We start from the raw sequence: 26,973 nt of genomic DNA, 5'->3' as shown, positions 1-26,973 counted from the left end.
CTATGCCCGTCTGCAGGTGCGTCTTCGTATGGTCCGCATAAGACGTCGGCCACCTGGCGGCCCGTCCCGCATCGAGCGCAGTGACAGCGCGCACGCAGCTTGGAAAAACATTCAGGCCGAACTGAAGGGCCGCAAGGGAGAAGATACGGTTCGCGAGGTTCTCACAGCCTCGGGACTGCCCTGTCTGCATGACATTCGCCTTCCCAAGGCCTCTGGGGATGGGATGACGCAGATCGACCATCTGGCCCTTTTGCCTCACGCGATTATGGTCATCGAGACCAAGCATTATGCAGGCCATCTGAGCGGCCATCCGAATGACGATTACTGGCGGCAGCGACTGGGGACGGACGAAGAAGGCCGTCTGATCTACAGCCCTCTTCGGCAGAATGACGGTCACTGTGCGGCCGTGAGGTCCATCACCTGCCAAAGCAGGCTCGATATCGAGATCCTGAACCGGGTCGTCCTCACGGGCCGCGCTACAGTTTGCCCGGACCTTAAACCCGTCGTCAGGGACTGCGACGCTCTCAAGGCCGAACTCATTCTGTCGCGAGGCGTCATCCCGGGGTCAATGATGGGGGCCTGGCAACGGCTCCTGCGGGTGGTTCGCCACCGTCCCGCAGGCTGATCATCACGTCAGGCGGAAGGCTGCTCGTCCCTGAGGAAATTCATGACTTCGGTAAGAACCTCTGCCGGGATTTCCTCCCCGTCATCGAGATCAACCTCCAGTCCGTCTGCGGGAGCCTCCGTATTTCCTGCGGACAGCCCCAGACAGAGATCCGGATCCTCACAGTCGTAATCGACGCGGACCGCCCATCCGTCCGACAGGAAGACAAAATCACTCAGGAATCCGTCGTCTTCGAGATCGTCGTCGTGCTCGGCCCCATCAGGGTCGGACGGCAGATCCGAGGCCTTGCAGACGCCCGCAAACAGGCCGGGAAAGGCCTTGTTCAGCGCATCCACAACCTGCTGGGTCTGCGGACGAAAAGGTCCGGTCTTTGAAACCGGCATCGCATCACTCATCAGTTCAGCTTCCAGCAGATGGAGTTCACATGCTGACTGAACGTCAGACGCGTATTGCCATTATGATCGCCGAGCAGCTCGCACCGCACCCATTTCGACGGCGAAGTCCGATCCACGAATTTCTCAAGGGTCAGGATGTTGCCTTCTTCGCCAGCCGACGTGCGAATGGAATAGCCGGCATCGAGCAGCACCTGAAGGCTTTCAGGCATGGCGGCGAAAGACGTGGACACAGAGGCCGCATGGCCTTTTGTCGTCGGTGTCGGGGGCGCGAACCCCAGGCTCCCGAGTGCCGGATCAAGGGCCATGGCTGGCGAAAGGGCAGCGGCCGAAAGGCCTGCTGCCAGGGCGAAAGAAAAAAGAAGGCGGGTCACGGTCTGTCCTTGCGGTTCACTGGATCTGAAAAGATCGCTTTACCGGACAAAGGTAAAGACCGCTTCTGCGACTTCCCGAAGAGACTCAACCCTTTGCAGGACGTCCGCGACGCTTCTGCGGGATTTTCCGCACAGGGACCTCAGGCTCGGCCTCTTCAACAGTCGGCTCAGTCTGTCCGACCTTTCCCTGCCCAAGCCCGATCTCGTGCGCAAGCTCCGTGCGACGACGCGAGTATCCCGGTGCTGTCATGGGGTAGTCGTAAGGCAGGCCCCACTTCTCGCGATACTCTTCCGGCGTAAGATTATAGGCCGTTTTGAGATGCCGCTTGAGAATCTTCAGCTTTTTTCCGTCTTCGAGGCAGATGATGTAGTCCTCGAACACGGAGCGCTTCGGATTGACGGCCGGGACCAGAGCTACCGGGGCCTCTTCAGGCGCCTGGCCTGCGGAGGCAAGGGCTGCATGAACGCTCCGTATCAGCTCGGGAAGCTGCTCTACCGGGGTGTCCTGAGCACTGACATAGCTCTTAACAATACTGGCTGTCAGATAACGAAAATCTGTCTCAATGCCTGAGGTCACTTCAATACCTTTTTCAAATTTCAACTGAGCAGTGTGGCATTCTATACAAAACATAACCTGAAAGGTCACTGAGGCCGCGTGGTTCTCTGCATGGGCGGCGGGGGAACGCCTCGTCCCAGGTGGCGGTGCTCTGAGCAGTAATGTGTATCGCCCTTCACTCCGGTAAACCCGAAAGCCGCCCCCTTCCCGCAGACTTCGCAGTCATACAGCCAGCCAGACTTCGTCCTGGGCCGCAGGGAGGTGTAAGGCCTGTCGTCAGGACTCTGATGATCGGACATCCCTTAAAATCCCATCGCATCGAGAGCGGCCACGGTGTGCCGGAACCGGCCCCCTGTCTCTCTTGTCTTCGACCGCCCCTGCTGGCGCAGCCAGCCTGTCACACGATGCTCGGCAGGGATTTCCTCAATAAAGCCTGACGGCCTCGCTGAAACACCCTGACGATAGCCGACACTGCTGATCGTGGCCTGCTGCATGGCACGGGTCAGCGACACATAGGCCAGTCGGCGTTCTTCTTCATAGTTCCGCTCGCCCATCCCCGGAAAAACCGTCTCCTCCCAGGCAGGCAAGAAGACGTGGGGAAACTCCAGACCCTTGGCCCGGTGCATGGTCATGAGCTGCACCCGATCGCGTCCGCGCTCATTCGGTGAGGCCGTGGCGAGGGCTGCGTGCTCCAGAAGATCCTGAAGCCGGGTAAAGCCCTCGGCCAGCCCGACCAGCTCGGACAGGTTCTGCAAGGCCGTCTCCCCTTCTTCAGACGCGGCCTCCCGCCACATCGTATAGTAGCCGGTCTCCTTCAGGAGCGTATCGAGGCGGTCACAGAGCCGCATGTCCGGGATCTGCCCGCTCCGGGAGACCGTCTCACGAAAGGCCAGCAGGCTGTCGCGCACCTTCGCGGGCAGCGTTGCCGTGGTGACGGCCGCACACAGGCTCAGGCCGCGATCCTGCGCGTCCTGCTCGATCTGGCCAAGCGCCTTGGCGCCAAGGCCGCGCCTGGGCACGTTGGCCACGCGACGGAACGCCTCATCGGACTGGCGGCTGTCCGGACAGGCCGCCAGCATCAGGAAGGCGAGCGCGTCCTTCACCACGGCGCGGTGATAGAAGCCGACATCGCCGATGATTTCGTAAGGGATCCGCGCCTTGAGCAGCGCTTCTTCCAGGGAACGGGACAGACGGTTGATCCGGTAGATCATCGCCATGTCGTGCCAAGCGACGCCTTCTGCCGCACGACGTCCCATCTCGGCCGCGATCGCGTCGGCCTCGTCTGACGCATAATCGTAGGTGAGCACCTCGATCTTCTGACCATCGCCCTTCTGGGTAAACAGCGTCTTCGGGATCCGGCCCGGGTCTCGCGCGATGATGGCGTTGGCGGCCTGGAGAATATGATGCGTCGAGCGGAAGTTCTCTTCGAGCTTGAAAAGTCTGGCTCCGTCAAACTCACGAACGAAGTTCCGGATGAAGCCGATTTTGGCCCCACGCCAAGAATATATTGATTGCGAATCATCGCCCACGGCAAAGAGTTCCCGTGAGTATTCAGACATATAGGTGAGCCACAGCATCTGTGCATGGTTCACGTCCTGAAACTCATCGGCCATCACGGATGTGAAGCGCTGCGACCACCTGGCACGATAGGCTCTGTCGTTCATCAGCGCCAGTGTCGGCCACATCAGCAGGTCGGAAAAGTCGGCGGCATTCTGCTCGCGCAGGGTGGCCTGATAGATCTGGTACAGACGAACGGCGAACTCCCAGCCTTCGACATCGACCATCTGTCGAACGGCACGGCGGCGCTCGATCAGCCCGCGCACCCAGGCCGGTGCGGCCTCAGGTGTCACGAGGTTTTCTTTCATATGCCCGATCCGCTCGCCCATCTTCTTGACCTGCCGGACGTCACACTTCTTGCCTGTGTCCGGTTCGGGCACAGTGTCGGGGTCCATGGCCTTCATGAGACGGCGGATCAGCGCTGTCGCATCGTCCGCGTCGCGGATATCGAAACCGGGGTGTAACTGTGCCACCTCGGGCTCGGCCCGAAGCTGTCGCGCGCCGAGGCCATGAAACGTACCAAGCCAGAACGGAGCCTGTCCCTCGCCCAGGACGCTCGTGATGCGCTCACGCATTTCCTGCGCGGCCTTGTTGGTAAAGGTCACGCACAGGATCTGGGACGGCCGCATCCCATACATCTGGATCCGGCACGCCACACCGGCCGTCAGGGTCTTGGTCTTTCCCGTCCCGGCTCCAGCCAGCACGAGAACCCGGCCAAGCGCCATGGCCGCCTCACGCTGCACAGGGGTCAGTGGATCCAGTACCGGAGCGAGGGTTTGCGGATAAGAGGTCATGCCGGCACCTGCTCAACGGGATAGACTTCAGACGCCACGGGATCCTCGACCACCACGATATTGCTGCTGTCGGTAAAGAGGGTCAGCGGATGATAGAGGTTAAAACCCTCATGAGGACCATCCCATCGTCCGGCAATCACGAGAGCCAGCGCGCGGTTCAGGCCGCTACCCAGCCACACAAGCTGGTGCGGAACCGGCATTTCAGGCGCTTCAGGATCCGTACAGCCGAGACGGCGCGCATGATCCATCCAGATCGCGGAGGCCTTTTCATGGCCCAGCATGTTGAAGGTCAGGCCGGTCTTGATAACGATATGGTCGATATGCTGGCGGGCCGCGGAGCGGGTGTCGTTATACATCATGACGTCCTCAAAAGCCTTGGGGCAGGCTGACAGGGTGAGCATTGGGAGTTCAGGTCCGTTCAGACGGACGATCGTCGATTTTCGGGTGAAGACGATCAGCTCACCGTCGCGGTCCCAGGCGTCGTTCAGGCGATCACCGCCGATGACGACCCCCTGCACCAGACCTTCGGGCGTGTGCGCCTCACAGAAGACTTCGGGGGCCGAGGTTCTCAGACCAGTTCTCTTCCAAACCTTGATAGCCTCTGCGTCCTGCCGCCACAGGATCAGTGTGATGGCCTGCCAGCTCAGACGGGATTTGCTCTGCTTCATGCCGCCACGTCCTGACGGGCGCGGCGCTGCAGAACGGCGTTCCAGTCCTTGTCTTCGCCTTTGGGCGAGTACCGCAGGGGCTTGAGCCCGGCTTCGCGGATCATGGGCGCATAGATCTCCTCGTAACGGTCGCCCTGGGCATCTCCGTCCACCGCGATCATGACGCGGCCGCCAGCCTCGATCGTACCAAGAAGAGCACGGAACTCCTCCATCGCTTCGGGGCTCATGCCGCCTCCGGTCGAGACATACAGACTGGGGTCTGCGAAGAACGGATCCATGGCCGCATAGGACAGGACGTCGATGGCGGACTCACCGATGACCAGACGGACGGGCTTCACTCCTTTTTCGCCAGTCCTCATCCGAAAGAGCATTTTGCCGCCGCCGCCCGAGGAGAAGCCGCGATATTCCGGCCCGCGCATCTCCATGCCTGTCAGCCCGCCCGCATTGCTGTGATGGGCGAACCAGGCCGTACCCTTCATGCCTTCACGCAGGAGACCCTGCTGGTTCGCGAGATGAAGAATGCGTTCCGGCAAAGCCCGGTCGCGGGTCAGATAGGTCCAGGCAGCCGACCCCGGCTGGGGAGCCTGACGGTTCTTCCACATATAGTTTGGATCGCGTGCGGGTTTGCGCTCTTTCGGCTCTGCGACGTACTCGGCCCCACTGGGTGCCAGGCCAAGCATTCCACGGAGTTCTACGCGTGCGTTGCCAAGCGACATCCCGGGATTGAGAAAGCGGACCAGGTCGATGACCGAGCCTTTGACGATCGAAGAGGAATTGTGCGGATCCCACCAGCCCTTGCCGCCATGGGTCACGATGATGCTCTCGCCTTTCACGCGACGGAAACGCATGTGACGGGCCGAGCTTTCGGAGCGGACGAACCTGTAACCGGCCTGCTCCAGAACAACGATGCAACTGATCTCGTCACGGAACTTCTGGAGTTCCTCGTTCATCTGCTGGGGCGTGTTCTGGTAAGCCATGGCGGAATATCCTCCCGAACGTCCGTTACTTTCGATCTGTGAAAAGTATAGTAAATTACCGCGATAATATCCAATGAATACAACAGAATATCGCGGAATATATTTACTTGATTGATTGGAATAGTTCTTGCGTCCCGAGCGACAAAAACCAGTTTTTCTTGTTCGTCCTGCGGGGGTTTCGGGGGCAGCGCAGCCCCCGGTGTTGCCGCTGAAAGGAGATGTGTGGAGACGTTTTTCTCGTCCCGTCCTGCCAGAAACACGACAGTTGCGGGCCGAGGGTGTCAGGACCGGAAGACTGCGGATCGGCAAAAGCGGGTTGCGGGCAGCGCGGGACAACGTCCTGCGATGAACGCGGCCCTCTTTTGACGAAAGACGCGGTCTGGAGCCCGAAGGGTTGTCTTGAGACCCTCGGACCGTGACTGTCACACTGATCGCATGACGGCGAGGTCGGAACACAGCTCCGTGCCACCCCGCAAGGGGTGGTTGAAGCGGCAACGTCTGATGGTTCGGCATGAACGGATCCTTCAAGAAGTGTCCCCAGTCTGCCCGTGCCATCTGCGACTAACGCCCTCTGCCTCAGTTTTTTTTCGAAGACCCTGTGTCGGCCATCCCGTCTTCGTCCTTCTTCGTCTGCCCTTTCTGTCGTTCCAGTTCCGCCAGTGTCCGTCTCACAGCCTGCGAGAACCGCGTCTTTCCTTCCCAAAAACGGCGTGAATACGCGCGGCGGTTCATGGTCGCCGTCCTCATGCCACACCTTCCGGACGATCGAGGCTGTCCAGGAGCTTCTCCTGCGAGCGGCGGCGCAGCGTCGCGGCCTTGCGGCGGAAACCGGCCGTCAGGCGCGATGGCAGCATGACGGACTGATCCCTGTCTTCGAGAAAGACGGCCTCTGCCATGAGGCGCGCACTCAGGGCGCGCGCCTGACTGCGGGGAACTGTGAGGGGTGCGGGTGTGGAATAGAACATAAAGCCTCCTGAAACCCGCCTCCTTTCAGGAAGCGGGTATAAAAAGACCGGCTCCAGGGCCGGCTTGCGTGCGTGTTTCGAAGAAAGAGGACGTCAGCGCCCCGGATCGGTAAGGATCATCACATCCCCGTCCTGGGCGCTCACGACGATCTCGGTCTCAGGGGACGCCTGATCTGTGCGGGGACGGGGCTCGTAAGCGCCGCGCACGAACACGAGCTGGCCCTTGCGGGCGCGTCGCTCCAGAAGATCTGTCAGAAAGTCGTTGTGGCAGACGATCCTGTGCCACACGGTCTGAGGGACACGGCGACCGGTGTGCGTGTCGGTACGGTGGCTGTCCGTCGCAAGACGGAAGAGAGCCACGCGGTGTCCGTCCTGCCCTGTGCGGATCTCCAGATCCGCACCAAGGTTGCCAATGACGATGGCAAGGCTGAGGGTCTGAACCATTGTTCTGTCCTTTTCGCTGGCCCGTGTCAGAAAAGCTCGGCCTGCACGGGCGCGGCAGGGGGAGACTGATGTGTGGTTGGCAGGGCGATCCGGAAGCGGTCCGCCAGACGCGCCAGATCGGCCCGGTCGCGTGCCTCCTGCTCTGCGGCAAGGGCGCGCGTGTAGGCCTCGATCAGGCCGCTGCCGATGATGCGGTTGCGAATGTCGCGTTCGACGTCCGACCAGGTCCAGGCGGGATCGCCATAACAGCCGTACAGGACGATGCCGCGCAGGAAGCCCAGACGCGCCTGTGTCGTGGAGAACTGCGCGCCCCAGAAGCCGTGGATGTCGTAATGGGCGATATGCCCGAACATCTGGCTCAGGCGGTTGTAGAGCGTGCGGTTCCATGCGCTCTGCGGAAACCCGCGTGCGATGAATGACAAAAGCGCGTTTCCGATCTTCGCCTTGTCGGCCGCGTCGCTGAACTGCGTTGCGGTGAGGCCCTGAGGCTGAATCGGTGGCCGTCGTAGCGAGGGACACGCGAGGGACGCTGGCTCCGGCCCGTTCATGAGCGCACCTCGCAGGCGAGCATCGCCTCGACCTGAGTGAGGTAGGCTTTGAACGGTGTGTCTTCAGGGATGACCCTGATCCAGTGTTCGGTGCCGAGGGATCCTGTCCAGCGGGCTTCGTTGAACCCTTCGGGATGATCGCCCCCGCGCTCGGGTGTAACAGACACAAGGAAGGAGGCCTCCGGGTAATCATCGTGCAGGCGCGTGCCGTACTCGGCAACGGCTGCCCGGATCCCTGCAAGGTCAGCCACCTCGATCCGCGTCTTTTTGTAACGGGCGGTAGATGAACAGGAGATTAAGCTCCCGTGAGAGGCCGCAGGAATTGCGGCGAGCGTGTATGTCGGCATGGTGATCTCCACAGCGCCTGATCTCGGGGGTCTCAAAGGAAGGAGGGGAGCACCACCACCAGGACGATGAAGATGGCGAAGAGCACGATGCCTGCCACGAACTCGGCCAGTTCGAGCCATTCTGTGCGGTTGCGGGGACGCAGATCGGAAATGTCGGCCATGTCATTCTCCTTTTTTCTTCCATGACCCTTTCCGGCGACCGCAGCGGGGACTGGCTGGCAAAGGCGCTGCAACGCAGCGGGATCGGACGACCCGCAGCGCAGCGAGGACACGGCCGACCCACCCTTTGCCAGACAGGCTCCGGTGTGGTGCCTGCCCTCCCTTTTTCCCCTTCCCCCTTTTTCTTTTCCCGTCTCCTACTGCGCGAGGTTGGCGACCTGTCGCGCCAGACGGGCACAGAGCGCGCGCGTCACAGGATCGTCCTCGTCCACGATGGCCCCGGTCAGGACAGGAAGAAGGCGGCGCGCTTCAGGGGCGGAGAGATCCAGGTGCCAGCACGCACCGAGCTGCGTGGCCACGGCGTCCGGCTGATCGACCGGGCGGACAGATACGGAGACTTCGTTGCCGTCCACGTCGTCAGGTTCGAGAACGGCCTTCTGACCGTCCGGCAGGTGAACAGGGCGCAGCCCGCTCTCATTCGCCTCGTCGGCCGTCGCGTCCAGCACGAGCTGACCGGCTGCCTCGGCGGTCTCGGCCTCGACCTGAAAATTGACGCGGTCGGAGAGAAGCTGGCGCTCGCTGAGCGTCACAATAAAAACAGGCATGTCGGGCTCCAGAAATGGAAAAGGCCGCCCCGGAACGGGCGGCCTTGAAGGGCGGACGAAAAAAGAGAGGCTCAGTCGCTCACAAATTCGGAGCTGCCGAACACGTCCTGCCAGGGGCTGTTACTCGTCAGGTGGCAGTCGGACTGCCAGTCGTAATACCCGGACTTGAACCGCGAGGTGATGGCCTGGAGGGTTTCGGTCGCCGTCTCGTCCAGCTCCTCCTCCGTCCGCACGGTCACACTGCCATAGTGGCTCTTGCGGACGGAAAACTTCACCTTCGGGAAAGCCTTCTTCAGCATCCGACGGATGTTTTTGGCGGCCAGCGTGCCGCTGCTGTCGTCGCCCTGCTCCAGATGGGCATAGTTCGGATTGACGCGGAGCGCTGCGACCTCGGCGGCATGTTCCGCTTTGGCGCGCGCCTCAGCCGCGACCTTCTCGGCCTCAACCTCTTCGGCATGAGTGCGGAGAAAGGCAATCTCTTCGGGACTGGCCAGTCCCTTGTCGGCGTCGATCCGCCACTGGACACCGCGCAGAATGGCCTCGGGCAGACGACGGGAGATCGAACCACAGGCAAAGACGATGTCATAGGAAGCACTCCCGCCCGACACGATGGCCCCGCCACGCGACAGGGACCGGACGGTGGTCGGGCTTTCCTTGCCATGAACGGCCATGACGATCCCGGCTCCCCGGCTGTAGAGATGGGTGTAAACGCGGGTGCCGACCTGAACGGGAACGAGAGAGGGGACGAACATCGTCTGATCCTTTTTCTTTGGATTTTCGTGATGTCTTCTCCAGCGTCAGCGCGGGACGGCCGGGTCAAAAGCGGCGCGTGCGCCGGCACCGGAGGCGGCGAAGCCGGTGAGGAGCCACCTTTTGACCCGGACGGAGCGCGATGGCAGCGCCCCTCCCCTCCTTTCCTCTTCTTTTCCCTCTCTCTGCTTCAGGCCACGACAACGATTTCGAGGTGATCACGCATGAACTGCATGGCCTCATTGTGCTCCGTCTGCTCGGGCTCGCTCTCGGGCGCTTGCAGAGAGAAGGTCTCTTCCGAATCAGGCTCCGTCGCCGACACGACAGGGCCGCTCGAACGGTCAACCTCATCATCGGCTGCTTCCTCGAAATCATCTTCAGGCATCTCGTCCAGATCCTCATCGTCCATCACGCTTTCCAGCTCCCGGATCTTCTCCTGTTTTTTCTTCTGCTTTTGCGTCCAGACGTCCTGCGCCTGCGCAAACGATGCGACCTCGGGCAACCAGTGGCCTTCCCCGACATGGTTCATCAGGGCCGCACGCATCTCCTTGCCCGTATTCTGCGGGGCAAGGCCTTCGGCCTGCACGGCCCTGGTAATGCCGGGCTTGCTGTAGCATTTGAGGAACGCCTCAAAGGCCATGCTCGGCATCTTCTGGTCGGCCCCGAACAGAACGCCCACGAGCTGCGCGGGCAGACCGCTGCCGCTGTGCATCGACACGTCGCAGTTCAGGATGCTTTGCAGGACGGTGACGGCATGGCGGCGGATCAGCTTCTCGTCACGAACAAGGCTGCCTTCGGGAAAGAGGTCAGCCATCGCGAGCGTGCGCGCGGTTGGTTCTGACCAGTTGTTTCCGCTGGCATCGCCATGCACCCGGACGTTCTCGGCTTCCAGCGCCAGCAGAAGAGCAGCGATCAGCTCCCATGGATCGGCTGTCTCGGCCACCTCGCCGAGGGCTTCGCGCAAAGCGACGGTGCGGATCTCGCCGATCATCTTGTGGCCGGTTCCGGAAACGTCCGGTCGTTCTTTCGGGGCCTCGGGCTCTGCGGATACGTTCGCGTGGCTCTGTGTAAAGGCAACAGACGGGCGGCAGCGTTCTTCCACGATCTTCAGGGTCCGGGGATTAAGGCCGTAGCCCATGACCTCCCCCTCCTGTGTCGCCATCCAGGTGCCCATGGTGATGAAGCCCTCGGGGGCGCGGGCATATCCGTATTCGTCCGAGGTCAGGATAATGGAGGTTTCGGGCCGCTCATTGTCCAGCCAGTCCTGCTGTGCTGCGGCGTAAGCCGTGGCATCGAGCGTATAGCGGCTGTCTGTGTTGGCTTCGGCAAACAGATCCTCCATCCAGACAATGTTGTGCTTGCGGGCCAGCTCGTCGCCGAACCGGGCATCGCGGGCGTACCACTCCTTCTGTTCGAGGTTCCGGGCAAGCGCGCCCCAGGCCACGGTGTCCTCCGGATCTTCGGCCTTTACCCGGTACTCGGCCGGATCCTCGTCGTCTTCGACGCTTTCGGAAAACATTTCCGCCCACGCGTTGCGCTGCTCGTCCAGTGAGGCCTGCGCGATGATTTTGCGCTGCCGCTCGTCAGGGCCTCGGCCGAGGGCGATGGCATCCAGAATAGGCGGGTGCAGCTTTGCCAGAAGGCTGAGACGCTTGAGATAGCTTGGCGTGACCATCAGGGCGGCACAGACCTGCGGATCTGTATAGCCAAGCTGCTCACGCAGGCGGGTGACGCTGTTCCACTGTTCCGGCTCCGTCATGTCCAGACGAACGAAGTTCTCGCTGACGGCAGCCAGGGCATCGAGGTCTTCGCTCTGATCGCCAACATACACGTCGATCTCAGGAACACCCGCATAGATGGCGCCTTTCGTCCGACGGTGTCCGGCTACGATCATCAGGCGTCCGTCTTCCAGTTCCCGGACGGCCGGGGGATGGAGGATGCCGATCGCCCTGATGTTCAGGGCGAGTTTGCGCAGTTCCTCAAGGCTTCCGATGGAAGAGCGCGGATTGTTCGGATTAGGCACAAGGGTTTTCGGATCGACGCGGCGAAGCTCGGCCATGGGACGCTCTTTCTATAATTTTTCAGATGTCCCTCCCGCGTCACGGGCCAGCCAGCCGCGCAAGGCCGCGCGCAGCGCGCCCGGCCTGAGCCTTGCGCGGCTGGCTGGTTCGTGACAGCCCCGCCTTCCCTCTTTTTCCTTCACCCTTTCAAAGCACTCTTCCTTCGGAAATTGCATCAAATCTGTAATTGCTGTATTTTACGTAAATAAAGGAGAACGCCATGCGCACATTCTCGACAAGCGATCTGTCCCGCAAATCCGGAGACATCATCGCCAGTGCCCTGCAAGGACCAATTTCAATTAATCAGCGCGGCAAACCACGATTGGTCATGCTGAGTGTCGAACAATACGAGGCATTGGTCGGAAGCTCACCAGAGCGTACCGCGGGTGCCACTACGGAAATGCCTCAGGATCTGGCTCACGACGTAGCAAATGCGATTGACGGGTACCTGCTGGAAACCCGCACAGAACCATGAGTCAGACTTTCCGGCCCGGCATGGTGCTGCGGTATCCTTATCTATGGCACTGGCAGAGCGGGAATGGCGAAACAGAAGGACGCAAGGATCGTCCAACGGCGGTGGCCGCAGTCTTTATAGGTCGTGATGATCGTCAGTATGTCCTGCTGTTGCCCCTGACGACAAAACAGCCGTCTGCAACCCGCATTGCTGTTGAAGTGCCAGCGACCGAAAAGAAGCGTGCTGGCCTTGATCAGGCGTTGCGTCAATGGATCGTACTCGACGAGTACAATCTGGATCCGACCGCCAGCTCATACTACTTGCAGCAAACCTCATCCATCGGTCAGTTCAGTGACGCGTTTATGCGCCCTGTACTGACACAGTTCCGCGACCTGCTGCCTACGGCACAACGCATTTCCCGCTATCCGTAAAGTGACCGCTTTCGCCTCATCTCGGAGATTTAAATACCCAAATAATTTTCCATTTAGCAGACATCAAGTCTCGTCAAACATGTCCTGAAACGCACTCAGTGCTGTCTACTACTTTACCACGTAACCACTGATAACGGGGGTCGCTCCCGGTACGGCAGTGCCAGGCAAGAATCTTGTCAAAGCCAGGCACGGTCAGGGGACTGGGGGGACTGAACAATGTCAGGTCTTTCCTCCCGTGTAAAAGCCTGCGCGGGGCCATCGTCATCAGGTCTGTCTTCAGAAGAAGATCTGGAAGTGCCAGAAAGTTTGGCACGGACAGGGCGACATGACGCTTGCATCCAAGCGTTTCGAGTTGTCTGTCTGTTGCGCCGCAAAAGCGTCCTCCTTCATACGAGACGATGATGTGACCCGCGGCGCAATACTGGTCCAGCGTCATGTTCATGCCTGCGCTCGGATGGCTTTTCCGCGCCGCGCAGATATACTCTTCATGAAACAGCTTCAATGACGGCAGATCGGATGGGCAGGTCTCTGGCGTGATCAGTGCCATGTCGAGCTGACCTTTCTCCAGCTGCTCCTGCAGCCGGGCATCATCAAGTGGGTAAACCGCAAGTGTAATACCTGGGGCCTCCTGTCGTAGTCGGGCGATGAGCGGCAGCAGGACAACCTGAAGCGCATAATCGGTCGCGGCAATCGAAGCCGTGAAGGAAGCCGAAACCGGGTCGAAAGCGTCTGGCTGACAGAGCGTTCCGATCTCGCACAGGATGCGCTTGAGTGGCGCGACAAGATCGAGTGCACGTGTTGTAGGTGTCATACCGCGCTGTGTCCTGACCAGCAGCGGGTCGCCAAAATTCTCCCGAAGACGGGTCAGCATGTTGCTGACCGCTGGCTGCGTCACGCCGAGCCGTTCCGCCGCCCGCGTCACACTGCCTTCCTCAAGCAGTATATCGAGAGCGCGGAGCAGGTTGAGGTCTAGAGTTCTGATATCACCCATATTTATGGGGTCCATATTTTGTGGATATTGGAGTTATTCTGAGGGCAATGCCATCCTGACGCAACTCATGATTCCTGCGGGGGAAATTGCCATGCCTCACCCACTACTCAAGATATTGATGGTCGTAACTTCTCATGCGACTCTGGGCGCTTCCGGACATCAGACCGGCGTCTGGTTTGAAGAGCTGACCACGCCCTATTATGTCTTTCGTGATGCAGGTGCGCAGGTCGATATCGCATCGATTGAAGGCGGGAAAATCCCGGTCGATCCACGCTCCGTTCAGCATAGCGACAAAGATCCCGAGAGCGTGCAGCGCTTTCTGAAAGATCGTCCTGCCATGGATGATCTGGAGCACTCACGCAAAATCACCAGTGTTTCCGTAGATGGGTATGACGCCGTTTTTATTCCCGGCGGCCACGGTGTGATGTGGGACATGCCCAACAGCACGTCGCTTCAGAGTCTGATCCTGCGCGCATGGTCGGACGGCAAGGTTGTCGCGTCCGTCTGTCACGGGCCGGCAAGCCTGACGGGCATCCGCAACCCTGATGGAACCGCGTTCGTAAAAGGCAAGAAGATCAGCGCCTTTACGGATAGTGAGGAAGAAGCCGCCGGCCTGACAAAAACCGTTCCGTTCCTGCTGGAAACCCGGCTCCGCGACGAGGGCGCGATTTATGAGAAGGGCGAGAACTTCAAGCCGTTCATGATCCGCGACGGACGGCTCGTGACGGGACAAAACCCGCAATCCTCCGCGCTGGTTGCCCAGGAAGTGCTGTCGGTTCTGGCAGAAGGCAAGGGTGCGAAATGACTGACGATATGCTCCCCGATCATTATCGGGCCTGGTGCTGGGAGCAGGGAACATCGGCCCTGGATCTCGTGCTGAAGAGTGTTGCTCGCCCTGTGCTTCAGCCCGATGAAGTGCTGGTGCGCAATCATGTTGCCGGGCTGAACCCAGTTGATTGGAAAGCCCTCGGTGCGCGTCTGGCCCCTTGGGGGCCGGGATGGGTGCCCGGTGTCGATGGCGCGGGCATCGTGGTGGCGGTCGGGCGGGATGTCGGAGCCGAGTGGCTGGGGCGTCGCGTAGCCTATCATCAGGATCTGATGAAGCCCGGCAGCTTCGCCGAGTATACGTCCGTCCACCTTCGCGCACTGATCGACCTGCCTTCAACGCTGGATTTCGAGACGGCGGCCGGTGTACCCTGTCCTGCGCTGACGGCGTGGCTGGCACTGGCCAAAATACCGAGCCAGGCAGGAACGACGCTGCTGATCGCAGGTGCGGGCGGTGGTGTCGGCAATTATCTCTCCCAGCTTGCAGTGGACCGGGGTTTTGCCGTGACGGCGATGTGCAACCAGCGGCACTGGGCACGGTTACGGGCCATGGGGGTGCAAGATTGCGTTGCAGGGCCTCTGAAAACCAGCGAGGCGCTACCCGACGCACTGGAAAACCGTTTCCAGGCTGTGATCGACTGCGTGGGCGCAGAGCATGCGGCGGCCCTGGCTCCGGCACTGAAGGCGAACGGGCATATCGTATGCATCCAGAACCGACTAACGGAATGGCCCGATCCCCCGTTCACCCGGTGTATTTCAATCCATGAAGTCGCTCTTGGTGCGCTGCATCAGTATGGCGACGATGCCGACTGGCGCGATCTCACAACGGCCGGACAGCGTATTCTGACCTGTCTGGCTGAGCAGACGCTTCGCCCTGAAGAGAGCGTCATTCGCGATTTTAGGGATCTCCCGACATTTCTGAATGACCTCCAGCATCGACAGTTTTCCGGCAAGGCGCTGGTCCGCGTCACACCCGTTGAGGAAGCATGACATGACACCCGCTCTTTTTACCCCCTTCGCCCTCAAGGACGCACATCTGCGCAATCGTATCGCGGTCCCGCCGATGTGCCAGTACGTCGCGGTCGACGGGTTCACAACCGATTGGCACGCAGTCCATTACGCGAGCCTTGCCCGCGGCGGTTCCAGTCTTGTTATTGTGGAAGCGACGGCCGTTTCTCCCGAGGGACGGATCACTCCCGGATGCGCGGGCCTATGGAATGATCGTCAGATCGCGGGCATGGCGACAGTTGCGCGTGAGATCAAGGCGGCTGGCGCCGTCGCAGGAATTCAGCTTGCTCATGCAGGCCGGAAGGCAAGCGCCAACCGACCGTGGGAGGGGGATGATCACATCGCTGACGGTGACCCGCGCGGATGGGAGACGATTTCACCGTCAGCCATCGCCTATGGTGCGAACCTGCCTCAGGTGCCGCGGGAAATGACGCATGAGGACATCATGCGGGTTCAGGCGGATTTTGTCGCCGCGACACGACGTGCCGTAGAGGCCGGGTTCGAATGGCTGGAACTGCATTTCGCTCACGGTTATCTCGCGCAAAGCTTTTTCTCGGTTCATGCCAATCATCGTACGGATGAGTATGGCGGCGATCTGGCGGGACGAAGCCGTTTCCTTCTGGAAACGCTCCGTGCGGTTCGCAAGGTCTGGCCTGAGACCTTTCCCCTGACGGCCCGCTTCGGAGTCATTGAGTTCGACGGACGGGACGAGGAGACGCTTGAAGAAGCGATCACCCTGACACACCAATTCAAGGCCGAAGGGCTGGACATGCTCAACGTCAGCGTCGGTTTCTCAACGCCGGATGCGCAGATCCCATGGGGCCCAGCATTCCTGGCCCCGATTGCCGAGCGGGTCCATCGTGAGACGGGTCTGCCTGTCGCGTCGTCCTGGGGGATCGACACGCCGCTTTTGGCGAATGGGGTCGTGGAGAAGAAGCAGATGGATCTGGTGATGGTGGGGCGTGCCCACCTCGCCGATCCGCACTGGCCCTACGCAGCGGCACTGAATCTAGGTCTTGATCGACCGTCCTGGGTTCTTCCGCCGTCTTACGCGCACTGGCTTGAACGCTATCGACCAGCAGCGTCGGCATAGGCGCAGTTCTTGTATTTTTGTGAGTTATGACCATCATCATAACTCATGATTGGAATTTATATCTGGCGCGAATTATCAAATAGCTCCGCTTTCAGGAAAGGAAAAAATTCCAATGGCAAACGAAATATTCTGGCCTCAAGACTATGTACCGGGCTTCGCGGATAATTTTGCTTCCAACGAGGTGATCGTAGCCGGACTGACGGTTGCTGAAATCTGGCCGTTGCTTAGTCATCCGGCGAAGTGGCCCACCTATTATGCCAATTCCGCCAACCCTCGCTTTTATGATGATAAAGGTCCAGAACTGGCGGAGGGAATACAGTTTTACTTTGAGACATTTGGCTTTCCGGTTCAGGCCAAAGTGACGGAATATCTCCCCCCGGCCTCGGGACAGCCAGGCCGGGTGGCATGGCATGGATGGTCTGGCGAGGAAGGCTCAGCTGAGAGGCTTGACGTTCACCATGCCTGGCTGATTGAAGATCTGCCTGAAGGACGCGTCAGAATTCTTACGCAGGAAACCCAGAACGGGGAACCGGCCAAGACACTGGCAACCACGCGTCCCAATCCGATGATCAACGGGCATCAGGAGTGGCTGGACGGGTTGGTGTCAGCAGCTCGAAGTTCAACGGTAACAAAATCATCCAAACTATGAACATTGCTTTTTTCGGAACCGTCTCTGAAGAGAATGTCCGTAATCTGCGACTCATGTTCAGCAGCGGACATTCGGCTTTCCCCCCCAGAGCAGTTCATCCCCAGACACGGACTTTGCCGTGACATCTAAAGGGAGGGATTCAGTAGCTACGGCAAGGCGATAGAGGCAGCAGTTATTTTATTCGATCTTCATCGTGGGAAGTGGAGCATCGATCTCTTGCCCAGAGAACGATACTGGATTTTGACAGGCGTTGTTAACCTGCAAGCTGAAGATATCAGGACGGGCATAATGCCCCGCCACGTCGAGGTCATATTTCCCCCGGATGAGATCATCCAGATCAATGTCCGCCGTAATGATGGCTTCACGATCATAGATTGGGCCTGCGATGATTTCTCCGAGCGGATTGACGATCACGCTTCCGCCACGAATGAGCACGGTTTCCGGGTTGTTACCCTGATGACAGGTATAATTTTCCGGCGCATCCGAGCGTGTCATGTACTGACAGGCACTGAGCACAAACGTCCGTCCTTCATACGCAATATGCCGCATGGACGCCTGCCAGATATCGCGCTCATCCACCGTAGGCGCACACCAGAGACTGATACCCCGAGCATACATGCTCTGGCGTAGGTCCGGCATGTAATTTTCCCAGCAGATCGCAGCCCCGATACGCCCGATCTCTGTTTCGAATACCGGAATGGTCGAACCGTCTCCCTTTCCCCAGACCAGTCGTTCGGTGCCGGTCGGCATCAGCTTGCGATGTTTGCCAAGAAGTGTCCCATCCGGCCCAAAGAAGAGCGCCGTACAATACAACGTCGCCCTATCTCGTTCGATAACCCCAACAACGAGATGGGCCTTCATCTTCGCTGCGAAAGAGCCAATCCGCGCTGTTTCTACTCCCGGAACGTCAATGGCTGACTTCCAGTATCGAAGGTAATCCTCACGCCCTTCAGGGAAGCGGCTTCCAAGAACAGCGCCGAAACTCAGCCCTTTTGGATATCCACCAATATACGCCTCGGGAAAGACTGCGAGTTCAACCCCCTGCGCTGCAGCGGCTTCGCAATGGGCCTCCATCCGATCCAGTGTCCGGGGAGTGTCAAAAAGACTGCTTCCCGCCTGAATAACGGCAACGCGACGCTGGCTCATGTCCGGCTCTCTCATGCATGTAGTGGATTACAGTGACAGAAAGAGTGGACTTTCTCACATTATCGGGCAAATTGATTGTTTTGATAATCAAAATCACTATGGTCGATATTTCACGTCTTGATTTCAATCTGATCACTACCTTTCTGGCACTCTGGGAAGAACGCAGCGTCTCCCGAGCAGCAAAACGATTATCACTGAGCCAGTCAGCCGTCAGTGCGTCTTTGGGCCGCCTGAGGGAAGCGGCGGATGACCCTTTGTTCGTCCGCACCCGTGGGGGTATGCAGCCAACACTTCGGGCAATCGCTATGGCGGAACCGCTTCAGGGCGGGGTCGCTCTGATCCAGAACGCATTCTCGACTGTTACTGCCTTTGATCCCGCAACCAGCCGACAACATTTTTCCATAGGGATGTCTGACGATTTCCAGATTGCAATTGGGCCGCTAATCACAAAGCGGCTGGCAGAAGAAGCGCCCCGTGTTTCAGTGACATTCAGGCAGGCTAACACACACCGCGTGGAGGCCCTTTTTGAAGCGGGAGAAATCGACTTTGCTGTTGTCGCACAGCCGAATGTACGCTCCGGATTACAGCAGCAGGAGATCGGGCGGTCTGGTTATGCCTGCCTGCTTGATCCAGCCGCCTGCGGCCTCACACTTCCCCTGACACTGGAAGATTATCTCACGCTGCCACATCTTCTGGTGTCCTTTTCCGGACGTGAGGGCATCGTAGACCATGTGTTAAAAACTCTGGGCCACGCGCGCCGGGTACAATCGGCACTGACGCATTTCTCTGCGCTCCCCCCTTTCCTGATCGGAACGCGTGCCATTGCCACACTGCCCCTCCATGCCGCGCAGAGCCTCGCTGCCGTTTCGGGTCTTACGGTCTGCGCGGCACCCATTGATCTGGGGCAGTATTCTGTGTCGCTGCTCTGGCAGAGAACGGCCGATAATCTCTGGATGCGCCAGGTTGTAAGCGATGCCTTCCGAGCAATATCACCGGATTTGGAGGCAATCTATTCGGATTAATCTCGCATCGTGAATGTCCGATATCGGACAACAATAAACTGATAACCGACATTCGGCTTCCCCCCCATTTCTGACTATCTTCCCGATTTTCACGCAGCTTCGAGCGCGGCCTTTGCTTCAGCCTTTTCCGCCTCCTCGCGGCGCTCCGTATCGGCTGCGAGATCTGCTTCAAGGGCCGCCATGGCCTCGCGCTTCTCCTGCAACAGCGCCGCCTCCGGAAATGCCAGACCCACGCGGGCCCGGTATCCGGGGAGCTTGCGCTCGGCTTCCTCCACCTGACGGCGCGCGTCCGCCAGTTCCGCTTCGAACCGCAACAGCGCGTTCTCGATGCGGCTGACCAGCCCGACCGGGCTTGTCTCGCGGTCGAAATCCATGCCGAGGATCCGACCGTCCAGCACAAGACCGAGGGTCGCGTCCCACGTCTCCTCGCCGTCAAAGCGGGTGCGCCAGGTCTCGCACAGGATCTCGAAGCCGCCGATGGTGCCAAGGGTCCACTTGCCTTTCTCTCCGGACTTCGCCGCAAGACGGGCCTGCGAGAGAAGCCACTGACCCGCCTTCTCACGCTCGGTCATCTCCCGATCCTTGCGCACCAGACGGAACGCTTCACCGCGTGTCGGCTGACGCCGTGCGATGTCGTTCTGAAAACGCGGGATCACGGCCTGCGCCGTCTCACGGTCACGCTCGGCACGGTCGATGGCACGACGGACATTATACTGATCGTCGTGATGGGCGGCCTGCAAGCGCTCCAGACGCTCCAGCTCGGCCTCCAGTCCGGCCTTCTGCATCAGGCGTTCATCACCCGACGCAAGGGCCTTGGCCATGGCGAACTGGTTGGCTTCTGCTCCCACATCCTCCAGACGGCGGATGGTCCGATCTCCGGACATGGCAAGGCAGATGAACTTCTGCTTGCGCTCCAGCATCTGCCAGTTCGTCGCATCCACCGACCTTTTCAGGGCGTAGGCATAGAGCTGGATCACCGGGTTCTGATTGCCCTGCCGCTCGATCCGGCCCTCGCGCTGGATGATATCCGAGACCAGCCAGGGCACATCGAGATGATGCAGGGCGATCAGGCGCTGCTGCGCATTCACGCCCGTTCCCATGGTTGCGGACGATCCAATCAGGATGCGCTTGCGTCCGGAGTTCATATCCCGAAAGAGCGCCTGCTTGGCCGTGCTCTTCTTGTAGTGCTGCATGAAGGCGATCTCGTCGCGCGGGACGCCCATGCGGATCAGTTCGTCGCGGATCCAGCGATAGGCCGAGAACCCGCGTGTCTCCAGCGCGGATTCCGTGCCCAGATCCGAGAAGATCATCTGCGTGGCACCGGGCAGCTCGTACTGCCGTCCCGTCTCAGGGTCGGTGTAGCGATTGGCGGACGTGTTCTGCCAGATCTCAAAGACCCTGCGGATCATGACGTTCAGCTTGTTGCTGTTGTCATTCGCCGCCCAGTTCCGCACGAAACGCAGGTCGATTGCGGCGTGCCGGGCATCGGTGATGACGGACAGCAGGATGTCATCACCCTTCTGGGGCTTGCCCGTGCGCTCTTCAATCCTCTTGATCCGCTCGGCGAGCGTCTTCTGATACTCGCGGAAGGCGTCCCCGCTATCGGCCACGACGATCTCACGCCTGCCGCCCGCAATCTCGGGCAGTTTGACGTAGCGTCGCAGGTCGTCCTGCTGCACGACGTCGGCAAAGTCGCGATACATCGCCATCAGATCCGCGACATTCACGAACTCCGAGAAGCGCGTGACCGGCTTGTAAAGACCGCTCGGCTGAAGCTCCAGTTCCGTGCGGGTCTCGCCAAAACTTGCGGCCCAGGCGTCGAACTCGTGCAGGCCACGCTCGACAAGGGCTGGCAGATCCATGAAGCGCTGGATCGAGAACATCTCGCCCAGGGTGTTGGTAATCGGCGAGCCTGACGCCATGACCAGCACCCGCTCGGGATTGCGCTTGGCGAGGTAGCGCGTTTTGACGAACAGATCCCAGGCGCGCTGGCTGCCGTTCGGGTCGATCCCCTTCAGATCGGACTGGTTCGTGCCGAAAGACAGTTTGCGGAACTGCTGCGCCTCATCCACGAGGATCTGGTCCACCCCGATTTCACCGAGATGCACGAGATCGTCCTTGCGGCTGGACAGGGCTTTCAGCTTGGCTTCCATCCCTTCCTTAAGGCGCTCGATGCGCTTGCGCGACAGTCGATCATCGCGGCTCACATTCTCCAGAAGGCTTTCGTAAGAGGCAATCTGGTCCTCGACCATCTCCTGCTCGAACGCGCTCTCGACCGGCACGAACTTGAAGGCGTCATGCGTGATGACAATGGCGTCCCAGTTTCCCGTGGCCGCCCGGGCCAGGAACCGCTGGCGCTTGTCCTTCACGAAGTTGGTCTCATCCGCCACGAGGATCTGAGCGTTCGGGTAGAGCATCATGAACTCACGCGCCATCTGCGCAAGGCAGTGGCCCGGCACCACGATCATGCCCTTGGAAATCAGGCCGAGGCGCTTTTGCTCCATCACGGCCGCGCACATCGAGAACGTCTTCCCGGCCCCCACCGCATGAGCCATGTAGGTGCTGCCCTTGGCGATGATCCGCCAGATCACCCGCTTCTGATGGTCGCGCAGACTGATCGCCGTGCTGGCTCCCGGCAGTTTCAGGTGAGAGCCGTCGAACGTGCGCGGGACAAGGTTGTTGAACGCATCGTTATACAGCCGCACCAGACGCTCGGCGCGGTCGGTGTCCTGCCAGACCCATGTCTCGAACGCGGTCTTGATCGCGGCCAGTTTCTCCTTGGCCGCCTCTGTCTCCTTCGTGTTCAGCTCACGGTGTTCGCCGTTCACATCGCGCCAGGTGTCCCAGATTTTCGGGCTGGCCTGATTGAGCGCATCGTCCAGCAGATCCCCGGCATGACGACGCTGCGTCCCCCAGACCGAGGTGGCCTCGGCCTTGCCGGAAAAGCCGCTTTTGTCCACGCTCCAGGTCGCCACCTCCAGCGTGTGGTGAATGGTCGTGCGAACCCCCATGACCTCTGCAACAAAGGCCTCAACATCCGGCACCGGGATCCATGGGGCTCCCAGACGGGCGGTAATGTCGGACGGGCGCAGGTCTTCGGGCTGAACCTCTTCAAGGGCGGCGACATTGCGCAGATAGCGTCGGTCGCGCTCGGCAGCCTCCCGGGCCTGCGCCAGCTTGGTGCGGACCGCGCCTGACAGGGCTTCGTCGGCCGTCACCCAGACCTCACGGCCGCCCGTGCTGCGGATCGGATCGAGATAGACCGAGGATCCGAGTTCGGCGAGCACTTCTTCACCGGGACGGCCCAGAAGCTCCGCCATGCGCTCGACATCCACGCCACCCGTCTCATGCAGGGAGACCGCCAGCGCGTCATGAGCGCCGTGAACCTCGGGCTCGGACAGGGCCTGAATGACGCGCTCGCTGAAGATCGGTCCCGGACGGCCGGTCTGGCTCTTCTCGTCATACTCCTCGATCGAGCTGACCAGCCACACATCCGGATCGTCGTAGAACGGCTGAAGGTTCGGACGGCGCTGTGTGGATTTCTCCTCTCCCGTCTCTTCATCCACCCGCGTCGTGGTGTTCGTCAGGTTGATCGGCCCGAACTGACGGCTGAACGCCTGATAGGCGCGCTTGAGATCCGCCTGATGCGCGCTGTAGGGCAGGTTCTCCACCTGAGCGCGCAGCACCAGACGGGCCGCGTCCCTCACAGGAATCAGACCTTTGATGATGGCCGCGTGCTTTTGGAAGATCCCTTCCTTCTGCTCGCCTTTCTTCACCTTCACCAGCACGGTTTCGCCGTCGATGATCTGGTGCAGCGCGCCTTTGTGCAGCAGATAACTGCCCTCTTTCAGCAGGGCACCGTCTGCGGCCGTTCCGACCTCGGCGGCATGATTGTCCTGCACTATCGCGACATCGAGCGTCTGCGGGGTCGGGAAGCGGGCGAGCGAAGAGAGACGGCTCAGGGCGAGCGGCAGAGCCTCGTCCAGCATCTGGAGCGGGTTGGCCTTGCAGGTGTATTCCGGGCCGAACTGCCCGCTCGTCCAGTCGTGCCGACCGAGAACCTGCTGGCCGTTTTCCGCGAAATAGCGGTTGATCCGCAACGGGCCTTCGCCCTGATCGGTGTCCTCCAGCGCCGCCACGTCCAGCCATGTCGCATCGCCCGCATCCTCTCCCGGTGCGCGACGGCGAAACACGAGCACGTCCACCACAACATCGGTTCCGGCATCGTCGCGCATGGCCCCGGCTGGCAGACGTGCGCCACCCACGAAATCAGCGCTCTCGAAGATCGTGCGCCGTGCGCCGGCATCGGACTTGTCCATCGTCCACCGCGACGTCACGAACATCGCCACGGCTCCGGGACGCAGACGGGAGATGGACCGGGCGATGAAATAATCATGCAGGGACAGGCCAAGGCGTCCCAGCTCATCCGTGCCCCGGACCGTGCGGTTGCTGAACGGCGGGTTGCCGATCACCAGATCGTAGCGTTCCGCCAGCTTGGCTGTTGTGAAATCTTCCGACCGGACCCACTGGTTCGGAAACAGCTTGCGCGTGATGCGGGCCGTCAGCGGGTCGTTCTCGATCGCGGTCCAGGCGGTTTTCGGCGCCAGCTTCGGGGGCACGCTTGCCATAAAAAGTCCGGTGCCACAGCCCGGTTCGAGCGCACGGCCGCCCCGGAACCCCATCTGCGCCGCCAGATCCCACATCGCATGAACGATCAGCTCGGGCGTGTAGTGGGCGTACTGCGTGGCCCGTGCCAGACCGGCCCGCTCCTGCTGGCTGGTCAGGGCCTCAAGCTGGCTGCCGATCTCTTCCCACCCGGACCGGAAGGTCTCTCCGGCACGCGGGAACAGGCTGTTGGCCAGCTCTCCGGCCCCGAACCCTGTGAAACGGGCGAGCACGGCCTGCTCTTCCGCGCTGGCGTTGCGGTCTTCCGCTTCCAGTGTAGCCAGAAGGCGGATCGCTGCCAGATTGTCGCGGGCGCGCTCTTTCCAGCCCGGGGCGAGGCCACGCGTTCCGCTCAGGACGAAATCCACCTTCGGCAGGACAGCGGGGATCGGAGCCGGGGCCTGTGTCGCCTGTCGGACCGCAGCGGCGGCTTCCTCAAGGGCGCGGTCTCCGGGAAGATCACCCCAGTAGAGATTGGACTGGCTGCCGCCGAGTGCTGAGGTATCGAAAAAGCTCAGTTGGGACATGGACATGGGAAAACTCCGGACAAGCGGCAGCGCCCGGTGCTGCGCGGAGGCAGACCGGGGGGCCGGAAAACAGAATCAGTGCGGGGAGAGAGGCGTCAGACCTCCCGGATCAGCGCGGGGTCAGAGGGGACCAAAGCGCAGGCGGATCTGCTCGCGCTCGTTCTCGGACAGGCGGGACAGCGCCTCACGGTGGTAGGCTGAACCCTCGCCTGCCTTCCTCGCCACGCGCCACCAGGCCTGCGGATCGCTGCAATGCAGACCCACCAGACGCGTCTCGTCATTGTCGGGTCCGCAGCCTTCGAGGATCGTCCAGCCCTCTTCGTGGGCCTGTTTGAGGTCGAAGGCGTGCGCCTGTGCGGGACGTTCGAGGGTGTCTGACATTGTCTTTATTTCCTTTCCTGACCCTCTCCGGCGAGCGCAGGACAGTGCGGCCTGCCAGAGCGACGCGCAGCGTCGGGACCGCCCGGCCCGCAGCGGAGCGAGGACACGGACGGACCCACCTCTTGCAGGGCGGGCTGGCCTGTGCTGCCCCCCCTCCCCTCTTTTCCTTTTTTCCAACCTTCTGTTTTTTCTTCTTTTTTTTCAGGTTGGCCCCCCGCCCTGCCCGAACGCTCCGGCCGGGATTTCCCAGGCTGGTGTGAAGACAGTCGGGATCGGACGCGCCGAGAGGCACGCGCGGGCCAGCTCGGGCGCTGCCAGGGCGGCTGCATACGGCCTGCCCTGCTCGGCGAGCTGCTCCAGCGACACGGTGCGCTTGATCGTGCAGCCAAACTGCTGCTCGTACTGCACGAGGCGTTCAAAGCGGGCCGGATCGAGCCAGCGGATCGTTGCAAACTGCCGCGCATCGCCAAAAATACAGGTGGCACAGGACAGTCTGGAGAAGCCGATGCGGTATGGTAGCGCAGCCATCACCTTCCAGCGTTTCAGGCTGTCCCAGACCTGCGCCTCGCTCCACTGATGGACGGGCCGCCAGTGATCGACGTGACGGCGACGTCGCGTGCCATGTCGCGTATCCGTGCGGTGCGGCTCAAAAGCGGCATAGCGGGCACGGTTTGAGCTTTCTTCGGCACGCTCGCCCGTTACGAACAGGGTGCGGCGGTTCAGGAAGCGGTCCTGGCCACGTAGGGCGCGGTCGGCGACGTCGATCTTGGTGACACCGGGGCACCAGCGTGTCGTCAGGCTGGCAGAGACCTGGGGAAACCGCAGGTGCGTCCTTGCGGAGCATCTCCCGCTCGAAGCCGCCCTCTCGCCGAGACCGATAGAGCGGCAGGCGAAAGTCCTGCGCCAGCGCGCTCACATAGGGCGAGGTGGAGGGCCAGTCCATGAAGGATGGCCCCTGCCCGTCCACCTCGTGGTGCCACAGTTCCAGGCGGTCCGTCGGGGCACCCACTTCAAGAAGGGCAAAAAGGCAGGCGAGGCCGTCTTTGCCGCCCGAGATGGCCACGATGATGCTGTCATACGACGTCAGATCCGGCGTCATGACACGAACCTGCTGACCGGGGCTCCTGTTCGGACAGAGCGGCACATCAGGGCACTGGCGATCGGAGCGTCCCGCAGGAGAAGCGGCTTGACGTGCCGGTTGTCCCAGCTCAGGCCGTCGCAGCGTGAGAGGAGTCCAAGCTGGGTTGCCGCCTCATCCCGGCACGCACACACCCGTTCATTGCCCCCCGCGCTGCGACGGCAGGGCTCATGTGCTGGAGCGTTGCAGCCCGTGCAGGAAATGGTCAGGGCCGGATCACCGCCAGCCCAGTGCTCATTGCACTTGCGGCAGGACACAGGCTCTTGCGTATCGGTCCACCGCATGGGCGGCCGACCGCGTGGTGTTGGGACGTAAGGAAGGTAATGATAGCGCATGATGCTCGACCCATTTCTGGTTTTTGAACATCGTCGCGTCCGGCTGGGGGCTGCTCAGACTGCAACAGTGCCGCGCCGCGGCAGGATCAACGCGGCCCGCAGCCACGCGCAGACGGCGAGCATGGCGAGGACACGCGTTGACCCACCTGTTGCGGGCTGGGCAGCTTCCAGACAGCCCTTTCCTTATTTCCCCTCTATTTATATTTCATAATTACATGTTGTTGTGTACATGTTATTGTTTACATGTTGCAAATTACAAGTAATCTTGGTCATTTCTTGCTTTTGCTCTGTAGGTGTTGCACCGACGGCAGGACATGAGTTCCTAAGTATCGGTCCACCGCAGAAGAGGCCGACCGAGAGGCACTGGAACACAGAGGAAATTGCAACGGCGCATGGTGCTCGATCCATTTTTGGTTTGAGCATCATCGCGCTCGGCTAGGGACTGCACGGCTCCTAGCCAATCCTTTTTTTTCCTTTTCACTTCCTA

The 26,973-nt window shown here is 60.7% G+C and carries 29 protein-coding genes; 8 read left to right on the top strand and 21 right to left on the bottom strand.

What is annotated here, in order from left to right:
* Positions 1 to 28 precede the first annotated feature (28 nt).
* Positions 29 to 625 (top strand): nuclease-related domain-containing protein, encoded by a 597-nt coding sequence (locus JK176_RS12800; protein WP_211588171.1) that lies wholly within the window; start codon positions 29 to 31, stop codon positions 623 to 625.
* Between the two features lie 8 nt (positions 626 to 633).
* On the opposite strand, the gene JK176_RS12795 is transcribed toward JK176_RS12800, so the two are convergent.
* From JK176_RS12795 to JK176_RS12730, 14 genes are all read right to left on the bottom strand, one after another.
* Positions 634 to 1,020 (bottom strand): hypothetical protein, encoded by a 387-nt coding sequence (locus JK176_RS12795; protein ID WP_211588170.1) that lies wholly within the window; start codon positions 1,018 to 1,020, stop codon positions 634 to 636.
* Positions 1,020 to 1,391 (bottom strand): ABC transporter substrate-binding protein, encoded by a 372-nt coding sequence (locus tag JK176_RS12790; RefSeq protein ID WP_211588169.1) that lies wholly within the window; start codon positions 1,389 to 1,391, stop codon positions 1,020 to 1,022. Before JK176_RS12790 ends, JK176_RS12795 begins: the two co-directional genes overlap by 1 nt.
* An 85-nt stretch (positions 1,392 to 1,476) precedes the next feature.
* Complete coding sequence (locus JK176_RS12785; protein WP_349291935.1) at positions 1,477 to 1,968, bottom strand: MucR family transcriptional regulator; 492 nt, start codon at positions 1,966 to 1,968, stop codon at positions 1,477 to 1,479.
* Between the two features lie 281 nt (positions 1,969 to 2,249).
* Positions 2,250 to 4,298 (bottom strand): ATP-dependent helicase, encoded by a 2,049-nt coding sequence (locus JK176_RS12780; RefSeq protein ID WP_211588168.1) that lies wholly within the window; start codon positions 4,296 to 4,298, stop codon positions 2,250 to 2,252.
* The gene (locus JK176_RS12775) at positions 4,295 to 4,966 is read right to left on the bottom strand and encodes a hypothetical protein (RefSeq protein WP_211588167.1); all 672 of its coding nucleotides are present in this window, start codon (positions 4,964 to 4,966) and stop codon (positions 4,295 to 4,297) included. Before JK176_RS12775 ends, JK176_RS12780 begins: the two co-directional genes overlap by 4 nt.
* Complete coding sequence (locus JK176_RS12770; protein ID WP_211588166.1) at positions 4,963 to 5,943, bottom strand: DUF3991 and TOPRIM domain-containing protein; 981 nt, start codon at positions 5,941 to 5,943, stop codon at positions 4,963 to 4,965. Before JK176_RS12770 ends, JK176_RS12775 begins: the two co-directional genes overlap by 4 nt.
* A 743-nt stretch (positions 5,944 to 6,686) precedes the next feature.
* Positions 6,687 to 6,908 carry a hypothetical protein gene (locus tag JK176_RS12765; RefSeq protein WP_077804160.1) on the bottom strand — a complete coding sequence of 74 codons (222 nt, stop codon included), beginning with the start codon at positions 6,906 to 6,908 and terminating at the stop codon, positions 6,687 to 6,689.
* A 93-nt stretch (positions 6,909 to 7,001) separates the two neighbouring features.
* A complete protein-coding gene (locus tag JK176_RS12760; RefSeq protein WP_211588165.1) occupies positions 7,002 to 7,352 on the bottom strand; it encodes a single-stranded DNA-binding protein in 351 nt (116 codons plus the stop codon).
* Positions 7,353 to 7,378: 26 nt separating this feature from the next.
* The gene (locus tag JK176_RS12755) at positions 7,379 to 7,900 is read right to left on the bottom strand and encodes a hypothetical protein (RefSeq protein WP_211588164.1); all 522 of its coding nucleotides are present in this window, start codon (positions 7,898 to 7,900) and stop codon (positions 7,379 to 7,381) included.
* Entirely contained in the window at positions 7,897 to 8,247 is a 351-nt protein-coding gene (locus JK176_RS12750; protein WP_211588163.1) for a hypothetical protein, read from the bottom strand. Before JK176_RS12750 ends, JK176_RS12755 begins: the two co-directional genes overlap by 4 nt.
* Before the next feature lie 32 nt (positions 8,248 to 8,279).
* The gene (locus JK176_RS15145; RefSeq protein WP_272929801.1) at positions 8,280 to 8,408 is read right to left on the bottom strand and encodes a hypothetical protein; all 129 of its coding nucleotides are present in this window, start codon (positions 8,406 to 8,408) and stop codon (positions 8,280 to 8,282) included.
* Positions 8,409 to 8,603: 195 nt separating this feature from the next.
* Positions 8,604 to 9,011: a hypothetical protein gene (locus JK176_RS12740; protein ID WP_211588162.1), complete on the bottom strand. Its 408-nt coding sequence runs from the start codon at positions 9,009 to 9,011 to the stop codon at positions 8,604 to 8,606.
* A 71-nt stretch (positions 9,012 to 9,082) separates the two neighbouring features.
* Positions 9,083 to 9,763, bottom strand: coding sequence for an LPD29 domain-containing protein (locus tag JK176_RS12735; RefSeq protein WP_211588161.1), 681 nt, complete (start codon positions 9,761 to 9,763; stop codon positions 9,083 to 9,085).
* 188 nt (positions 9,764 to 9,951) lie between these two features.
* Positions 9,952 to 11,820: a ParB/RepB/Spo0J family partition protein gene (locus tag JK176_RS12730; RefSeq protein WP_211588160.1), complete on the bottom strand. Its 1,869-nt coding sequence runs from the start codon at positions 11,818 to 11,820 to the stop codon at positions 9,952 to 9,954.
* A gap of 221 nt (positions 11,821 to 12,041) precedes the next feature.
* On the opposite strand from JK176_RS12730, the gene JK176_RS12725 reads away from it, so the two are divergent.
* Both JK176_RS12725 and JK176_RS12720 read left to right on the top strand, forming a co-directional pair.
* Complete coding sequence (locus JK176_RS12725; protein WP_081108371.1) at positions 12,042 to 12,296, top strand: type II toxin-antitoxin system Phd/YefM family antitoxin; 255 nt, start codon at positions 12,042 to 12,044, stop codon at positions 12,294 to 12,296.
* Positions 12,293 to 12,706, top strand: a complete 414-nt coding sequence (locus JK176_RS12720) for a hypothetical protein (protein ID WP_249194499.1) — start codon at positions 12,293 to 12,295, stop codon at positions 12,704 to 12,706. The genes JK176_RS12725 and JK176_RS12720 overlap by 4 nt, the downstream gene beginning before the upstream one ends.
* Positions 12,707 to 12,779: 73 nt before the next feature.
* Here JK176_RS12720 and JK176_RS12715 read toward each other — a convergent pair whose 3' ends face one another.
* The gene (locus tag JK176_RS12715; protein WP_211588159.1) at positions 12,780 to 13,697 is read right to left on the bottom strand and encodes a LysR family transcriptional regulator; all 918 of its coding nucleotides are present in this window, start codon (positions 13,695 to 13,697) and stop codon (positions 12,780 to 12,782) included.
* Positions 13,698 to 13,788: 91 nt separating this feature from the next.
* Between JK176_RS12715 and JK176_RS12710 the strand changes: the two genes are divergently transcribed.
* From JK176_RS12710 to JK176_RS12695, 4 genes are all read left to right on the top strand, one after another.
* Positions 13,789 to 14,502 (top strand): type 1 glutamine amidotransferase domain-containing protein, encoded by a 714-nt coding sequence (locus JK176_RS12710; protein ID WP_211588158.1) that lies wholly within the window; start codon positions 13,789 to 13,791, stop codon positions 14,500 to 14,502.
* Entirely contained in the window at positions 14,499 to 15,512 is a 1,014-nt protein-coding gene (locus JK176_RS12705) for a zinc-binding dehydrogenase (RefSeq protein ID WP_211588157.1), read from the top strand. Before JK176_RS12710 ends, JK176_RS12705 begins: the two co-directional genes overlap by 4 nt.
* Before the next feature lies 1 nt (position 15,513).
* Positions 15,514 to 16,623: an NADH:flavin oxidoreductase/NADH oxidase gene (locus JK176_RS12700; RefSeq protein WP_211588156.1), complete on the top strand. Its 1,110-nt coding sequence runs from the start codon at positions 15,514 to 15,516 to the stop codon at positions 16,621 to 16,623.
* A 112-nt stretch (positions 16,624 to 16,735) separates the two neighbouring features.
* A complete protein-coding gene (locus tag JK176_RS12695; RefSeq protein WP_211588155.1) occupies positions 16,736 to 17,272 on the top strand; it encodes an SRPBCC domain-containing protein in 537 nt (178 codons plus the stop codon).
* Between the two features lie 177 nt (positions 17,273 to 17,449).
* Here the strand turns inward: JK176_RS12695 and JK176_RS12690 are convergent, their stop codons facing one another.
* Complete coding sequence (locus tag JK176_RS12690) at positions 17,450 to 18,418, bottom strand: carbon-nitrogen hydrolase family protein (RefSeq protein ID WP_211588154.1); 969 nt, start codon at positions 18,416 to 18,418, stop codon at positions 17,450 to 17,452.
* A gap of 98 nt (positions 18,419 to 18,516) precedes the next feature.
* On the opposite strand from JK176_RS12690, the gene JK176_RS12685 reads away from it, so the two are divergent.
* Positions 18,517 to 19,440 carry a LysR substrate-binding domain-containing protein gene (locus tag JK176_RS12685; RefSeq protein ID WP_211588153.1) on the top strand — a complete coding sequence of 308 codons (924 nt, stop codon included), beginning with the start codon at positions 18,517 to 18,519 and terminating at the stop codon, positions 19,438 to 19,440.
* A gap of 89 nt (positions 19,441 to 19,529) precedes the next feature.
* Here the strand turns inward: JK176_RS12685 and JK176_RS12680 are convergent, their stop codons facing one another.
* From JK176_RS12680 to JK176_RS12665, 5 genes are all read right to left on the bottom strand, one after another.
* Complete coding sequence (locus JK176_RS12680; RefSeq protein ID WP_211588152.1) at positions 19,530 to 24,638, bottom strand: DEAD/DEAH box helicase family protein; 5,109 nt, start codon at positions 24,636 to 24,638, stop codon at positions 19,530 to 19,532.
* Positions 24,639 to 24,752: 114 nt separating this feature from the next.
* Positions 24,753 to 25,013 (bottom strand): hypothetical protein, encoded by a 261-nt coding sequence (locus JK176_RS12675; protein ID WP_077804144.1) that lies wholly within the window; start codon positions 25,011 to 25,013, stop codon positions 24,753 to 24,755.
* Positions 25,014 to 25,214: 201 nt separating this feature from the next.
* Positions 25,215 to 25,778 (bottom strand): phosphoadenosine phosphosulfate reductase family protein, encoded by a 564-nt coding sequence (locus JK176_RS15190; protein ID WP_349291937.1) that lies wholly within the window; start codon positions 25,776 to 25,778, stop codon positions 25,215 to 25,217.
* Positions 25,660 to 26,157 carry a hypothetical protein gene (locus tag JK176_RS15185; RefSeq protein ID WP_349291934.1) on the bottom strand — a complete coding sequence of 166 codons (498 nt, stop codon included), beginning with the start codon at positions 26,155 to 26,157 and terminating at the stop codon, positions 25,660 to 25,662. Before JK176_RS15185 ends, JK176_RS15190 begins: the two co-directional genes overlap by 119 nt.
* Positions 26,109 to 26,486: a hypothetical protein gene (locus JK176_RS12665; RefSeq protein ID WP_211588217.1), complete on the bottom strand. Its 378-nt coding sequence runs from the start codon at positions 26,484 to 26,486 to the stop codon at positions 26,109 to 26,111. The genes JK176_RS15185 and JK176_RS12665 overlap by 49 nt, the downstream gene beginning before the upstream one ends.
* Positions 26,487 to 26,973 lie beyond the last annotated feature (487 nt).

The organism is Gluconobacter sp. Dm-73, from assembly GCF_018256215.1.
GTDB classification, from domain to species: Bacteria; Pseudomonadota; Alphaproteobacteria; order Acetobacterales; family Acetobacteraceae; genus Gluconobacter; species Gluconobacter cadivus.
This window is presented reverse-complemented; position numbering and strand designations above follow the sequence as displayed.